13 protein-coding genes are annotated in these 14,433 nt (G+C 70.1%); 4 read left to right on the forward strand and 9 right to left on the reverse strand.

The window, feature by feature from the left end:
• The 3 genes from ACI3KY_RS12905 to ACI3KY_RS12915 all read left to right on the forward strand — a co-directional run.
• Window positions 1–519 (forward strand): DUF6993 domain-containing protein (locus ACI3KY_RS12905; RefSeq protein ID WP_404930572.1); only part of this gene is annotated, 519 nt, incomplete at its 5' end.
• A gap of 120 nt (window positions 520–639) precedes the next feature.
• On the forward strand, window positions 640–2,319 hold the full coding sequence (ettA, locus tag ACI3KY_RS12910; RefSeq protein WP_404930573.1) for an energy-dependent translational throttle protein EttA: 1,680 nt from the start codon (window positions 640–642) through the stop codon (window positions 2,317–2,319).
• Entirely contained in the window at window positions 2,312–2,836 is a 525-nt protein-coding gene (locus ACI3KY_RS12915; RefSeq protein ID WP_404930574.1) for an acyl-CoA thioesterase, read from the forward strand. The genes ettA and ACI3KY_RS12915 overlap by 8 nt, the downstream gene beginning before the upstream one ends.
• Before the next feature lie 3 nt (window positions 2,837–2,839).
• Here the strand turns inward: ACI3KY_RS12915 and ACI3KY_RS12920 are convergent, their stop codons facing one another.
• Window positions 2,840–3,700 carry an acyl-CoA thioesterase gene (locus tag ACI3KY_RS12920; protein ID WP_404930612.1) on the reverse strand — a complete coding sequence of 287 codons (861 nt, stop codon included), beginning with the start codon at window positions 3,698–3,700 and terminating at the stop codon, window positions 2,840–2,842.
• Between the two features lie 112 nt (window positions 3,701–3,812).
• Between ACI3KY_RS12920 and ACI3KY_RS12925 the strand changes: the two genes are divergently transcribed.
• Window positions 3,813–4,490 (forward strand): hypothetical protein, encoded by a 678-nt coding sequence (locus tag ACI3KY_RS12925; protein WP_404930575.1) that lies wholly within the window; start codon window positions 3,813–3,815, stop codon window positions 4,488–4,490.
• A 26-nt stretch (window positions 4,491–4,516) separates the two neighbouring features.
• Here ACI3KY_RS12925 and ACI3KY_RS12930 read toward each other — a convergent pair whose 3' ends face one another.
• The 8 genes from ACI3KY_RS12930 to pepN form a co-directional block, all read right to left on the reverse strand.
• Window positions 4,517–6,181 (reverse strand): FAD-binding dehydrogenase, encoded by a 1,665-nt coding sequence (locus ACI3KY_RS12930; RefSeq protein WP_404930576.1) that lies wholly within the window; start codon window positions 6,179–6,181, stop codon window positions 4,517–4,519.
• 69 nt (window positions 6,182–6,250) lie between these two features.
• The gene (locus tag ACI3KY_RS12935; protein WP_404930577.1) at window positions 6,251–6,784 is read right to left on the reverse strand and encodes a globin; all 534 of its coding nucleotides are present in this window, start codon (window positions 6,782–6,784) and stop codon (window positions 6,251–6,253) included.
• Complete coding sequence (locus ACI3KY_RS12940) at window positions 6,781–7,890, reverse strand: mechanosensitive ion channel family protein (RefSeq protein WP_404930578.1); 1,110 nt, start codon at window positions 7,888–7,890, stop codon at window positions 6,781–6,783. Before ACI3KY_RS12940 ends, ACI3KY_RS12935 begins: the two co-directional genes overlap by 4 nt.
• An 88-nt stretch (window positions 7,891–7,978) precedes the next feature.
• Window positions 7,979–8,671: a response regulator gene (locus ACI3KY_RS12945; RefSeq protein ID WP_404930579.1), complete on the reverse strand. Its 693-nt coding sequence runs from the start codon at window positions 8,669–8,671 to the stop codon at window positions 7,979–7,981.
• Window positions 8,664–9,983, reverse strand: coding sequence for a sensor histidine kinase (locus ACI3KY_RS12950; protein WP_404930580.1), 1,320 nt, complete (start codon window positions 9,981–9,983; stop codon window positions 8,664–8,666). Before ACI3KY_RS12950 ends, ACI3KY_RS12945 begins: the two co-directional genes overlap by 8 nt.
• Before the next feature lie 9 nt (window positions 9,984–9,992).
• Window positions 9,993–10,853, reverse strand: a complete 861-nt coding sequence (locus tag ACI3KY_RS12955) for an ABC transporter permease (protein ID WP_404930581.1) — start codon at window positions 10,851–10,853, stop codon at window positions 9,993–9,995.
• Complete coding sequence (locus ACI3KY_RS12960) at window positions 10,853–11,761, reverse strand: ABC transporter ATP-binding protein (RefSeq protein ID WP_404930582.1); 909 nt, start codon at window positions 11,759–11,761, stop codon at window positions 10,853–10,855. The genes ACI3KY_RS12955 and ACI3KY_RS12960 overlap by 1 nt, the downstream gene beginning before the upstream one ends.
• 100 nt (window positions 11,762–11,861) lie before the next feature.
• Complete coding sequence (gene pepN, locus ACI3KY_RS12965) at window positions 11,862–14,408, reverse strand: aminopeptidase N (protein WP_404930613.1); 2,547 nt, start codon at window positions 14,406–14,408, stop codon at window positions 11,862–11,864.
• Window positions 14,409–14,433 lie beyond the last annotated feature (25 nt).

Raw genomic sequence — 14,433 nt, forward strand, 5'->3', positions numbered from 1 at the left:
CTCCCGCCCCGCGCTGGCTTTCCCGACCGGCGTCGTCGTGCGACCTGGGCGCTCACGGCGACTCTGCTCGTCGGCGCGCTCACGGCGTGCGCTCCCGGCGAGACTCCCGACCCGACCCCCACCCCGACCATCTCGGCGTCGAGCGCGCAGCCGACCCCGGATCCGACGCCGACGCCTCCGCCCGCGCCGACGCTGATGCCGAACGGCACAGCCGCCGAGAATCTGCCGCTGTTCACATCGGTGACCGCGGCCGTGTGGGCATCGGAGAACCGCGTGGCCGGACGAGCGTACGTGGACGCGCTGACGGCTGCAGGGTTCGACAAGGCGGCGATGCAGCTCACGAACGACCAGACGACGGTGGGCAATCCGGCCGAGAGCATCCAGTTCTCGGTGCGATGGGGCGACGAGTGCCTCGTCGGCCAGGTGGGTCCCGCCACGGGGAACCCCGTCACGGTGGTGGTGCCGGTTCTCGCCGAAGGCACATGTCTCGTCGGCGAGACGCGCCCCATCGACTGGTGACAGCCCGCTCGACCGGTCGGCGGCGGCGCCCGCCCGCAGGCACCGCCGTGGAGTCGGCCCGCCGTGAGGCCGGTAGGCTGGGACGCTGACGTCCGAAGTCCGAGGAGAGCAGAAACCCGCATGGCTGAGTACATCTACTCCATGGTCCGAGCCCGTAAGGCGGTCGGCGACAAGCTGATCCTGGATGACGTCACGATGGCGTTCCTTCCCGGCGCGAAGATCGGCATGGTGGGCCCGAACGGCGCCGGCAAGTCGACGATCCTGAAGATCATGGCGGGGCTCGACACGCCGTCGAACGGCGAGGCGAAGCTGGCGCCCGGCTTCAGCGTCGGCATCCTCATGCAGGAGCCGGAGCTCGACGAGACGAAGACGGTCCTCGAGAACATCCAGGACGGGATCGCGATCAAGGCGAAGGTCGACCGCTTCAACGAGATCTCCGGGCTGATGGCCGATCCCGATGCGGACTTCGACGCACTGCTGGCAGAGATGGGCGTGCTGCAGGAGGAGATCGACGCGGCCGACGCGTGGGACCTCGACTCGCAGCTCGAGCAGGCGATGGATGCGCTGCGCACCCCGCCGGGCGATGCCGAGATCGCCCCGCTGTCCGGCGGTGAGAAGCGGCGTGTCGCGCTCACCAAGCTGCTGCTGCAGAAGCCCGACCTCCTCCTCCTGGACGAGCCCACCAACCACCTCGACGCCGAGAGCGTGCTGTGGCTGGAGCAGCACCTGCAGAAGTACCCCGGCGCCGTGATCGCCATCACCCACGACCGGTACTTCCTCGACAACGTCGCCGAGTGGATCGCCGAGGTCGACCGCGGTCGCCTCATCGGCTACGAGGGCAACTACTCGACCTATCTCGAGAAGAAGGCGGAGCGCCTCGCGGTCCAGGGCAAGAAGGACGCGAAGCTCGCGAAGCGCCTGGCGGAGGAGCTGGACTGGGTCCGCTCCAACGCGAAGGGGCGCCAGGCCAAGTCCAAGGCGCGTCTCGCGCGCTACGAGGAGATGGCGGCGGAGGCGGACCGCACCCGCAAGCTGGACTTCGAGGAGATCACGATCCCGCCGGGGCCGCGCCTGGGCAGCGTCGTGATCGAGGCCAAGAAGCTGCAGAAGGGCTTCGACGGTCGTTCGCTCATCGACGGTCTGAGCTTCAGCCTGCCGCCGAACGGCATCGTCGGCGTGATCGGCCCGAACGGCGTCGGAAAGACCACGCTGTTCAAGACGATCGTCGGCCTCGAGCCGCTCGACGCCGGCGACCTCAAGATCGGCGAGACCGTCAAGATCAGCTACGTCGACCAGTCGCGCTCCAACATCGATCCGAACAAGACCCTGTGGGAGGTCGTCTCGGACGGCCTCGACATCATCACGGTGGGAAAGACGGAGATCCCCTCGCGTGCGTATGTCTCGAAGTTCGGGTTCAAGGGGCCCGATCAGCAGAAGAAGGCCGGCGTGCTCTCGGGCGGTGAGCGCAACCGCCTCAACCTGGCGCTGACGCTCAAGGAGGGCGGCAATCTGCTGCTCCTCGACGAGCCCACCAACGATCTGGACGTAGAGACGCTGCAGTCGCTCGAGAACGCGCTGCTCGAGTTCCCCGGCTGTGCGGTGGTCATCACGCACGACCGCTGGTTCCTCGACCGCATCGCGACGCACATCCTCGCCTATGAGGGCACCGACGACGACCCCGACAAGTGGTACTGGTTCGAGGGCAACTTCGAAGCGTACGAGACGAACAAGGTCGAGCGCCTCGGCGCCGACGCCGCCCGGCCGCACCGTACCGCCTACCGCAAGCTCACGCGTGACTGACACCGGCGACACGGCACGGACGGCCGCTCCGAGCGGCCGGCGCCTGCACGTGCCCATCCACCTGCGCTGGGGCGACCTCGATGCGCTCGGGCACGTCAACAACACCTCCATGCTCAAGCTGCTCGAAGAAGCGCGCCTGCGCGCCTTCTGGCGCCCCGAGGACGGGACGGATGCCGCGGCCACCGCGGTCTTCGACATGTCGGTCCTCGAGGGCGGCGGCTCGCGGGCGACTCTCGTCGCACGGCAGGAGATCGAGTACCTGCGACCCGTGCCCTACGGGCAGAAGCCGCTGGACGTCCAGCTCTGGGTCGGCCGCATCGGCGGCTCGAGCGTGGAGGTCTGCTACGAGGTGTTCAGCCCTGAGGGGAACGACGCGCAGGTCCTGTACGCGCGGGCGTCCGCCGTCGTCGTCCTGGTCGACACCGCCAGCGGTCGCCCGACGCGGTGGGGAGCGGCCGAGCGCGCCGCCTGGGCGCCGTTCGTCGGCGAGCCCATCGTGTACGCGAAGCGTCGCTGAGGCTCAGTCCCGGCGCTCGGCGGCGTCGGGCACACGCACCATGATCTCCTGCGCGACACTGGCGAGCAGCGTGCCGTCCGCGGCATAGATGCGTCCGGTCGCAAGGCCGCGGCCGCCTCGGGCGCTCGGCGACTCCTGGACATACAGCATCCATTCGTCCACCCGCCCGAAGCGATGCCACCACATCGCATGATCCAGGCTGGCCACCTTGAGTCCGGGAGTGGCCCACGAGACGCCGTGGGCGCGCAGGATCGACTCCTGGATGGTCAGATCGCTGAGGTACGCCAGCGCCGCACGGTGGATGGCCGGATCGTCGGGAATCGGACGCCGCACACGCATCCACACCGCCTGCCGGGGAGAGCGCGCCGCGTCCGCCGCGACGTAGATGGGCGACGGGATGTGCCGCAGATCGACAGGTCGGTCGGTGAACAGGCGCTTGGACATCGGATGCAGGCCCTGCAGGTGCGACTCGACGTCGGGGAGATCGTCGGGCGCCGGCACGTCGTCGGGCATCGCCTCCTGATGCTCCAGACCGGGGTCCTCGTCCTGGAACGACGCGATCATCGAGAAGATCGGCACGCCCTCCTGGTAGGCCTGTGTGCGCCGCGTGGAGAAGGACCGCCCGTCGTGGATGCGGTCGACCGAGAACGTGATGCCCTTCGCCGAGTCTCCCGGCCGGAGGAAGTAGCCGTGCATGGAGTGCACGGTCCGCTCGTCGGGGATGGTCCGCGACGCCGCGACGATCGACTGCGCGAGCACCTGGCCGCCGTAAACCCGGCCGAGCGGCATCGACTGTGAAGCCCCGGTGAAGATGTCCTCCGTGGTGCGCGCATCCGACGCACTGAGATCGATCACCGACAGCATCGACGCGACCGGATCGGCCTCGGGCGCCACCTCGGCGTTCGACTCCGCATCCACGGGTGCTCCTCTCCGGGGCGGCGGCCGCCCGCAGGTCCGCTTGGTAGCTTAGGGGGCGATGTCCCAGCGCCTGTTGCTCGCCGATCCCGATTCCGCCGCCGATGCCCTGACCTTCGCCGGACGAGCCTCGCGCGTCACGGTCGAGGGGGTGCGGCTGCGCGCAGAGGGCGGAGTGCTCGTGATGACCGCTGCACCGCTCGCTCCCCGCGGATTCGGCGACCCTACCCCGACGGTCCTGGCCCTGCGCACCCTCGCCGCCGATCCTGAGCTGGAGTGCGACCTGGTGGTCGACGCATCCGCCCTGCGCGCCGTCGCGGACGACCCGCGCGCGCTCGAGCTGCCCGAGACGGCGCTGTCACCGGCTTGGGCCGGCATCACACCGCCCCGGGGCGGCTGGGACTCTCGCGCGGGGATCGATGCGTCCACCCTCGCGGCGCAGGCGCAGGCCGGCATCGCGCGCGTGGCCGAGACGGTTCCGACGGATGCCGGCGAAGACGTCGTGCGGACGGTGCGCGCCGCGGTGTGGGGCGCACCGTCCGACGAACTGGGCGGCCTGCCGCTCGGCGTCGCCTACGCGGCGCTCAGCCTGGGCTTCATCAGCGGAGGTGAGACCGCGAGGGTTTTCGCCAACGGGCCGTGGACGCGCATCAGCCTGACCCGCGGACACGTGCTGGTGCGAGGTCCGGTGGCGACCGGTCTCACGGCCGTGCGCCGCACCGGTCCAGCCGCGGGCTGAGACGCCCTCGCGCCGGCGGGCAGCCGTCAGAGGGCCGCCGCCGCTGCCCGGCCGGCCACCCGGCCCGAGAACAGGCATCCACCCAGGAAGGTGCCCTCCAGCGCGCGATAGCCGTGCACCCCGCCCCCGCCGAAGCCGCTCGCCTCGCCGGCGGCGTACAGGCCGGGCACGGGCTCACCGTTCGCACCCAGTGCGCGCGCCGAGAGGTCCGTCTCGATGCCGCCGAGCGACTTGCGCGTCAGCACGTGCAGCTTCACGGCGATGAGTGGACCCGACTTCGGGTCGAGGATGCGGTGCGGTGCGGCGGTGCGGATGAGCCGGTCGCCGCGGAAGGCGCGCGCCGAGCGCAGCATCGCGATCTGCGCGTCTTTGGTGAAGTCGTTGTCCATCTCGCGGTCGCGCGCCTCCACCTCGAACCGCACACGATCGGCGTCGAGCACGTCGCCGCCGGGGAGGGCACGCATGCCGGCGATGAGATCGTCGAGGGTGTCGCGCACGACGAAGTCCGCACCGCGGTCCATGAACGCCTGCACGGGGCCCGACGCCCCTTTGCCCAGGCGCGACTTGGCCAGCAGGCGCACGTCCTTGCCGGTGAGGTCGGGGTTCTGCTCGCTGCCCGAGAGCGTGAACTCCTTCTCGATGATCTGCTGCGACAGCACGAACCACGAGTGGTCGTGGCCGGTGGCACGGAGATGCGCCAGGGTGCCGAGGGTGTCGAAACCCGGGAAGAGCGGCACCGGCAGACGGTTGCCGGTCGCATCGAGCCAGACCGACGACGGTCCAGGCAGGATGCGGATGCCGTGATCCGGCCATACCGGATCCCAGTTCTGGATGCCCTCCACGTAGTGCCACATGCGGTCGCCGTTGATGAGGCGGGCACCCGCGGCCTCGCTGACCGGCTGCAGCGAGCCGTCCACGTACGCGGGGACACCGGTCAGCATGGTGGCCGGGGGAGTGCCCAGGCGCTCGGGCCACCACCGGCGTACCAGTTCGTGGTTGCCCCCGATGCCGCCGGACGAGACGATCGTCGCGCCGGCGGTGATCGCGAACGCGTCGACCACCTCGCGAGAACTGGCGACGCCGCGTGCCGCGCCCGACGGCGCCAGCACATCGCCCGCCGCACCCGTGACGGTGCCGGCCTCGACGGTGAGCGAGGTGACCCGATGCCGCGGCAGGATCGTCACGCGTCCGTCCGCCTCGCCCGACTCGACGGCCGCCTGGAACGGTGCGACCACTCCCGGACCGGTGCCCCAGGTGACGTGGAAGCGCGGCACCGAGTTGCCGGGGCCCGTGGCCGAGTAACCGCCGCGCTCTGCCCAGCCGACGATCGGGAAGAAGCCGACGCCCTTCTCCCGCAGCCACGCGCGCTTCTCCTCATGCGCGAACTGCAGGTACGCCTCCGCCCAGCGGCGGGGCCAGAGATCCTCCTCGCGGTCGAAGCCGGCGTTGCCCAGCCAGTCCTGCCGTGCCAGCTCGAGGGAGTCGCGGACGCCGAGCCGGCGCTGCTCGGGCGAGTCGATGAAGAACAGCCCGCCGAACGACCACCACGCCTGACCGCCGAGATTGGAGCGCGGCTCCTGGTCGACGATCGTGACCCGTTTGCCGGCGGCCACGGCTTCCGCCGCGGCGACGAGACCGGCGAGGCCCCATCCGATGACGAGGATGTCGGTCTGGTGGGTGGCGAGGGGCATGTCGACTCCTTCGTCGGCGTTGGGGTGGGCTGTCGGGAGGCGGTCTGGGAAGCGGTGCGGGGCGGTGTCTCAGCCGGTGGCGCCGGGATCCGCCGGCGGCGCCGGCGTCACGGGCAGACCGGTTGCGCTGCGGACGCCCGCGGACGGCCCGATGCCTGCGGGCTCGAACGTGTTCACCATCGCGTACGCGGCGCGCTGCAGGTAGTCCCAGAGCGTGGTCTCATGCAGCGGCGGCAGATCGAGGTCGTCGACGGCGATGCGCATGTGCGCCAGCCAGCGGTCGCGCGCGTCAGGATCCACATGGAACGCCGCATGACGCATCCGCAGGCGCGGATGCCCGCGCTCCTGGCTGTAGGTCGTGGGGCCGCCCCAGTACTGCTCGAGGAACAGTGTGAGACGTTCTTTCGCGGGCCCGAGGTCCTCCTCGGGATACATCGGTCGCAGCACATCGTCGTCCGCGACGCCCCGGTAGAACGCGTCGACCAGGCGCACGAAGGTCTCGTGCCCGCCGATCTCGTCGTAGAAGCTGAGGGGCGTGGCCGGTTCCGACGCGCCCGGGGCAGCGCCACCGGCAGTCGGCTGGGGAGGCGTGGAATCGGTCATGGCGTTCCTCCCGGAGTGGTCCCCGGCTCCTCGCCCGAGGGCGGGGAAGCGGGCTTCTTGGTGGGTCGCTTCGGCTTCCACACCGGACGTTCGGGCGTGGCCGCGACGGGAGTGGGCTTCGTCTTCGGGGGGTTCGCGCCGCGGACGCGCTGCGCGCCTTCGATACCCGTGGGCATCACGGCAGTGAGTGCGGGAAGCGTGATGCCCATCTCGTCGATCGTGTGCTTGAGCCGCATGCGCAGTTCGCGGGCGACGTCGTCCTTCGCGTTGGCGCGGGTCTTCATCACGAGGCGGATGACGAGCGCGTCGCCCGAGATGGATTCGAGGCCCCAGACCTCGGGCTGCTCGAGGATGCGCGTGCGCCACTTCGGGTCCTTGGCCAGGGCCTTGGCGGTGTCGAGCATCGCCTTCTCGACCTCGTCGATGTCGGAGTCGGTGGCGACGGACAGATCGAGGATGACACGGGACCAGCCCTGCGACAGGTTGCCGATGCGGGTGATCTCGCCGTTGCGGACGTACCAGAGCGTGCCGTTGACGTCGCGCACGTGGGTGACACGGACGCTCACGTACTCGACGATGCCGGTGGCGAGCCCGAGGTCGACGACGTCGCCGATGCCGACCTGGTCCTCGGCGACGATGAAGATGCCGTTCAGCACGTCCTTGACGATGTTCTGGGCACCGAAGCCCAGACCGGCGCCGATGGCGGCGGTGAGGAGGGTCAGCGACCCGAGCGCCGTCGGCGCGAGGACGTTGAGGATGAGCAGCAGTGCGACGATGACGATCGTCACGTTGACGATGTTGCTGAGGATCGAGCCCAGCGTGCGGGTGCGCTGCACCAGCCGCACCGATGCGAGCGGCGACCGCTCCAGGGCCTGCGTGTCGTCGACGTTCGCCTTGTTCTTCGCGCCGTTGACGATGCGGTTCACCACGCGGTGGATGACGAGCCGGAGGATCCAGGTGACCACCAGCGCGCCCACGATGATGCCGATCACCGCGAGCAGATTCCATCCCGCGAGGACGAAGAACGAGCCGACGCCGGTCCAGAATTCGGGCGTCGTGATGTCCGGGGCATCGGCGGTCGGCGTGGTCGTGTCGAAGGGGAGCATCGTGTCGATCCTAACGAGCGTCGCCCGAGCATCGGCCGAGTGGCGCAGGCCGAGACGGACGTGGGCTCAGGGAGTGTCCGGGGTCGTGTCAGCCCGGTCGCCCGGAATCGCGCGGGACGACGCCCAGGCGGTGAGCCAGGATCACGGCGTGGACCCGATCCCGCGCGCCCAGCTTCGCGAGGACGCGCCCGACGTGGGTCTTCACCGTGGACTCGCTGACGAACAGCTCCGCGCCGATCTCGGCGTTGGTGAGCCCGCGTGCCATCGCGACGAAGACCTCCTGCTCGCGCTCGGTGAGGTCGCGCGTGCGCGCGTCGGCGGCGGCATCCACCGGAAGCCGATCGCCGAACATCTCGAGCATGCGGCGCGTCACGCGGGGTGCCAGCACCGCGTCCCCGCCGTGCGCGGCGCGGATCGCGCCGGTGAGCTCGTGGGGGTGTGCGTCCTTCAGCAGGAACCCGCTGGCTCCGGCGCGCAGCGCCGCGAAGGCGTACTCGTCCAGGTCGAACGTGGTGAGCACGACGATGCGGACGCTCGGATGCTCGGCGACGATGCGCCGCGTGGCTTCCAGGCCGTCCATCCGCGGCATCCGCACGTCCATCAGCACGACGTCGGGATGAGTTGCGCCCACCGCGGAGACCGCCTCGACGCCGTCCGACGCGTCTCCGACGACGGCGATGTCCTGCTCCGCCTCGAGCACGAGCCGGAACCCGAGGCGGATCAGCTGCTGATCGTCCACCAGCAGCACCCGTATCGGTTCCATCGTGGTCGGCTCAGCCATGCTCCGCTCCCTCATCCTCGGCTCCCTCGCGCTCGCCTTCCGCAGGCTCAGCTTCCTCCCGCTCGCCATCCATCGGCAGCTCGGCGGTCAGCCGCCAGAGTCCGGGAGCGGCGAGGCCGGCGACGACCGTGCCGCCGAGCGTGCCGACCCGTTCCTGGAGGCCGCGCAGTCCCCAGCCCGCACCCGCCGACTCCGCTTCGGGGTGAGCCCCGTCGTTCTCCACGACGATGCGCACACCGCCAGGCGAATACGCCGTGGTCACGCGGATGAAGCTCCCGTCGCGGGAGTACCTCATGGCGTTGGTGATGGCCTCCTGCACGACCCGGAGGATCGCAAGCCGGTGGGCGGAGGGAACGTCCGGGTCGCCGGACACCGACAGCGTCGCGGGGAACCCGGCCGCGCGTGCGGCCTCGATGACGTCGTGGAGTGACGCGTCGAGCAGCGGGCCGAGCGGCGCGTCGTCCGCCGAGCCTGCGCCGCGGAGCACACCGAGCATCATCCGCATCTCCGAGAGCGCCTCGCGGGCGGTCGCCGCCACCGCCCGGCTCGCCTCGCGTGCGCGCACCGGATCTGCGGTGGCGCTCGCACCCTCGGACAGCGCCACGATGACGGTGAGCGAGTGCGAGACGATGTCGTGCATCTCCCGGGCGATGCGGGCACGCTCGGATGCGGCGGCGAGCGCGGCCTGCTGGTCCCGCTCCACGAGCAGCTGACGGGAGCGGTCGATGAGGGCGCTGAGGTAACGGCGGCGATTGCCGACGTTGATCCCGACCAGTGCGCCCAGCAGCAGCGCGACCGTCGTCGACACGTCGACGTTGATCTGCGCGACGGCGACCGCAGGCTGCGTGAGCACCAGTGCCAGGGTGCGCACGGCGATCAGCCCCGCCGCCGCGCCGAACGCGATCCAGCACGCGCGCACGCCGCGATAGACCGCGACCGAGTAGATCGCGATGAGCGAGACCGGTCCGCTGAGCGTCGCCGCGAGCCCCGGCTCGATCAGCAGGGCAGGAAGAAGCGAGATGGCGAAGACCGTCAGCGGCCAGCGCCGCCGCCACACGAGGGCGACGCAGCCGACGAGAACCAGCGCCAGCCCGGCGCCGATCATCCATGGATCGATCGGCTCGGGCAGTGCCGAGCGCACCGTGACAGCGGGGATGGAGATCAGGAGCGCGATGACCGCGATCAGGATGTCGGTGCCGAGCGGATGCCGCGCCCAGAACTGCCGGAACATGCCGGGCGGCTTCGGCAGACGCAGCTCGTCCTCGGCCGGGAGCGACTCCCGGCCGAGGACGATGTCTGGGTGTTCGGACACCGATCGACTCTACGCGTCGCGCGTTTTCAGCACGGCGATGCCTCCGGCGATGGCGACCACGGCCCAGGCGGCGAGCGTGACGAGCGCCGGGACGGGCTCCAGGAGCTCCCCGGTCATCGGCGCGCCCATGAAGAGCGACTGCCCGGCGTTGGAGGGCAGGTAGCTCGCCGCATCGTGGATCCACTGGAACGAGTCGAGCCGGGGGAAGAACAGCACGAGGATCGGCGCCACGAAGACGAGGCCGATCCCGGCCGCCAGCGCACCGGGCCCGTTGCGGATGATGAAGCCGATGCCCACGCCGACGACGGCGGTGATGGCGAGGTAGACGGTCGCACCCAGCAGCGGCATCAGGGAGCTGTCGGGATGGCTGAGATCGACGGCGCCCGTCGGCAGCACGGGACCCGACACGGCGGCGGCGATCGCGAACACGACGGCGCTCGTCACGAGCATGGTGACGGCGACGACGAGGGCCTTGGCGAACAGCGCACCCACACGCCCCGGCGCGGCGGTCAGGGTGGAGTGGATCATCCCGGTCGAGTACTCGCCCGTCACGGTGATCGTGCCGAGCACGACGGCGAGCAGCTGCGTGAGGACGGTGCTGAACACCACGACCTGCACGGCCTGCCGGTTCGCCTCTTCGACCGACATCGGCGGCATGTCACCGGCGAAGGCCGCGTAGGAGAAGGCCATGAGCAGGCTGAGGCCGATCGAGACGACGGCGACGAGTCCGATCGACCACCAGGTGGAGCGGAGGCTCGTGAACTTGATCCACTCGGAGGCGACGAGGCGCGCGAAGGAGAGACGGTAAGGGGAGTCGGCGGCGGAAGCACGCGCCGGTGTGGTGGGGGCGGGAGCGAGTGCGGTGGTCATCAGATGTCCTTCGTCTTGTATTCGACGTCGTCGCCGGTCAGCCCGAGGTACGCGTCTTCGAGGGTGCCGGATGCGGGGGTCAGCTCGTGCAGGGCGATGCCGTGCGCGAGGGCGAGATCGCCGATGTCCTGAGCGGCAGCGCCCTCGACATCCATCAGCCCGTCGGCGAGGTGCGTGACCGTCACGCCGTCTCGCGCGATGAGCTCGGCCAGCTCGACCGCCCGCGGCGTGCGGATGCGCACCGTGGCGCGCGTCCACTGACGAACGAGGTCGTCGACCGACGCATCGGCGAGCACCCTGCCGCGTCCGAGCACGATGATGTGATCTGCGGTGAGGGCCATCTCACTCATCAGGTGGCTCGACAGCAGCACCGTCTTGCCCTCGGATGCCGCGTGCCGGACGAACCGCCGGACCCAGAGGACGCCCTCGGGGTCGAGGCCGTTGACCGGCTCGTCGAGGATGAGCGTCCGGGGGTCGCCGAGCAGCGCGGCCGCGATGCCGAGGCGCTGACCCATGCCGAGCGAGAACCCGCCGGCGCGCTTGCGTGCCACCGAGCTGAGCCCGGTGATCTCGATCACCTCGTCGACGCGTCGACGGGGGATGCCGTGGGTCGCGGCCATCGCCCGCAGATGGTTCTGGGCGCTCCGGCCGGTGTGCACCGCTTTCGCGTCGAGGAGCACGCCGACCTCCGTGAGCGGCGAATGCAGCCGACGGTAGTCGCGGCCGTCGACGGTCACCCGGCCGCTGGTCGGCCGGTCGAGTCCGACGATCATCCTCATCGTGGTCGATTTGCCGGCACCGTTCGGACCGAGGAACCCGGTCACCCTGCCCGGTTGGACGGTGAAGCTCACGTCTTGGACGGCGTGCTTGGCTCCGAAGCTCTTGCTCAGATTCTCTGCGACGATCATGTCTTCGACGCTACGCAAGACCCTCCCTGGGCCGCGTCGGCCGCAAGGAGGGTCTTGGTGAACGGCGACTGGTACCTGGGTACCACGCCGGGAGTGTGTCCTACTGAGCGTCGCGGTCCTGCACCGAGAGCGCCCGCTCGACACCCGCGAGGTTCTCGGCGACGAGGCGGCGCAGCGCCGGAGCGGCATGGGCGTTCGCCTCGAGCCAGGCACGCGTGGCGTCGCGCAGGGCGACGTTCGCCAGCGGCGCGGGGTAGAGCCCGACGATCAGGTACTGCGCGATCTGGTACGTGCGCGAGTCCCAGATCGGCACCAGCGCGTCGAAGTAGCGCTCCACGAAGCCGTCGAGCAGCTCCCGACCCGCCGGGTGCACGAATCCGAGCGACGCGGCGCGAACGATCGTGTTCGGCTGGTCGTCGCTGTCGACGAGCGACGACCACGCCGTGGCCTTCGCCTCGGCCGTCGGCAGGGCCGCCTTCGCCTGTGCCGCGAACTCGCCGCCCTTCGCCGTGTTGTCGGCCGCGAGGGCGGCGTCGATCTCGTCCGCGGTCACGACACCGCCGGCGGCGAGCGACACGAGCAGCTGCCACGAGAGGTCGGTGTCGATCTCGAGGCCGGTGAACGTCGCCTCGCCCTCGCGCACCTGACGCACCTTCTCCCACTGGCTCGGCGTGGCGGCCGCGGAGGCGAAGGCAGTGACGAACTGCAGCTGGCTGTCGCTGCCCGCCTGGGCGGACTCCGCGAGCCGCCACAGTGCGTCGGCGACGCGGGCACGGGTGATGTCGCGCTTCTCGGGCGCCACATACGAGTTGGCGGCCAGCTGCAGCTGCGCCAGGGTCGTCCGCACCGTGGTCGACTCGGTCTCGGCACCGATGTTGCGCAGCACCAGGTCGACGTAGTCCGACGCCGAGGTCTCGGCATCCCTCGTCTGGTCCCACGCGGCACCCCACACCAGCGACCGCGCGAGCGGGTCGGTGATCTTGCCGAGGTGGTCGATCGCGGTCTGCAGCGACTGGTCGTCGAGGCGGATCTTGGCGTAGGCGAGGTCCTCGTCGTTCAGCAGGACGAGCGCGGGGCGCCGGCGGCCCTTGAGCTCAGGCACCTCGGTCAGGTCGCCGTCGACGTCGAGCTCGACGTGGTGCACACGCACGAGCGCATCCCCGTCGAGTTCGTAGAACCCGACACCGAGCCGGTGAGGGCGGATGGTCGGGTAGTCGGCCGGCGCCGTCTGCACGATGGCGAAGCGCGTGATCGTGCCGTCGACGTCCGTCACGATCTCGGGCGAGAGCGTGTTGACGCCCGCGGTCTCGAGCCACTTCTTCGACCACGTCGAGAGCTCACGGCCGCTGGTGGTCTCGAGCTCGGTCAGCAGGTCCGAGAGCTCGGTGTTCGACCACTCGTGCTTCTTGAAATACGCGCCGACGCCCGAGAAGAAGGCGTCGATGCCGACCCACGCGGCGAGCTGCTTGAGCACCGAGCCGCCCTTGGCGTACGTGATGCCGTCGAAGTTGACCTGCACGTCCTCGAGGTCGTTGATCTGGGCGACGACGGGGTGCGTGGAGGGGAGCTGGTCCTGGCGGTACGCCCAGGTCTTCTCCATGGCGTTGAAGGTCGTCCACGCCTCGGTCCACTCGGTGGCCTCGGCGGTGGCGATCGTCGACGCCCACTCGGCGAACGACTCGTTGAGCCACAGGTCGTTCCACCACTTCATCGTGACGAGGTCGCCGAACCACATGTGGGCGAGCTCGTGCAGGATCGTGACGACGCGACGCTCCTTGACGGCATCCGTCACCTTCGAGCGGAACACGTACGTCTCGGTGAACGTCACCGCGCCGGCGTTCTCCATGGCGCCCGCGTTGAACTCGGGGACGAACAGCTGGTCGTACTTCGCGAAGGGGTAGGGGTAGTCGAACTTCTCCTCGAAGTACGAGAATCCCTCCCGCGTCTTGTCGAAGATGTAGTCCGCGTCGAGGTGCTGCCAGAGGCTCTTTCGGCTGTAGGCGCCGAGGGGGATGACGCGGCCCGACGAGCTGGTGAGCTCCGAGAACGTGGCCTCGTAGGGGCCGGCGATGAGCGCCGTGATGTACGACGAGATGCGGGGAGTGGGCTCGAAGCGCCACGTCGCGGTGCCGTCGCCGTGCTTCTTGGGCTCGGGGGTGGGGGAGTTGGAGACGACCTTCCACGGCTCGGGTGCGGTGACCGTGAACGCGAAGGTCGCCTTGAGGTCGGGCTGCTCGAACACCGCGAAGACGCGGCGGGAGTCGGGAACCTCGAACTGCGAGTAGAGGTAGACCTCGCCGTCGACGGGGTCGACGAAGCGGTGCAGGCCCTCGCCGGTGTTCGTGTAGAGGCAGTCGGCGTCGATGACCAGCTCGTTGTCGGCGGCGAGGCCGTCGAGCGCGATGCGCGAATCCGCGAAGGCGGCCGCCGGGTCGATCGACCGGCCGTTGAGGGTGATCTGCCGCACCTCGCGCGCGATCAGGTCGATGAACGTCGCGGCACCCGCCGTGGCGGTGAAGCGGACGACGGTGCGCGATCCGAAGATCTCAGCGCCCTTCGTCAGGTCCAGCGCGATCTCGTAGGACTGCGTCTCGACGATCGCGCGGCGCTCCTGCGCCTCGATGCGGGTGAGGTTCTCTCCAGGCACTGCTGTGGCTCCCATGGGTGAGGAT

Origin of the sequence: Microbacterium sp. ZW T2_14, assembly GCF_044987405.1 — a bacterium.
Taxonomy (GTDB): Bacteria; Actinomycetota; Actinomycetes; order Actinomycetales; family Microbacteriaceae; genus Microbacterium.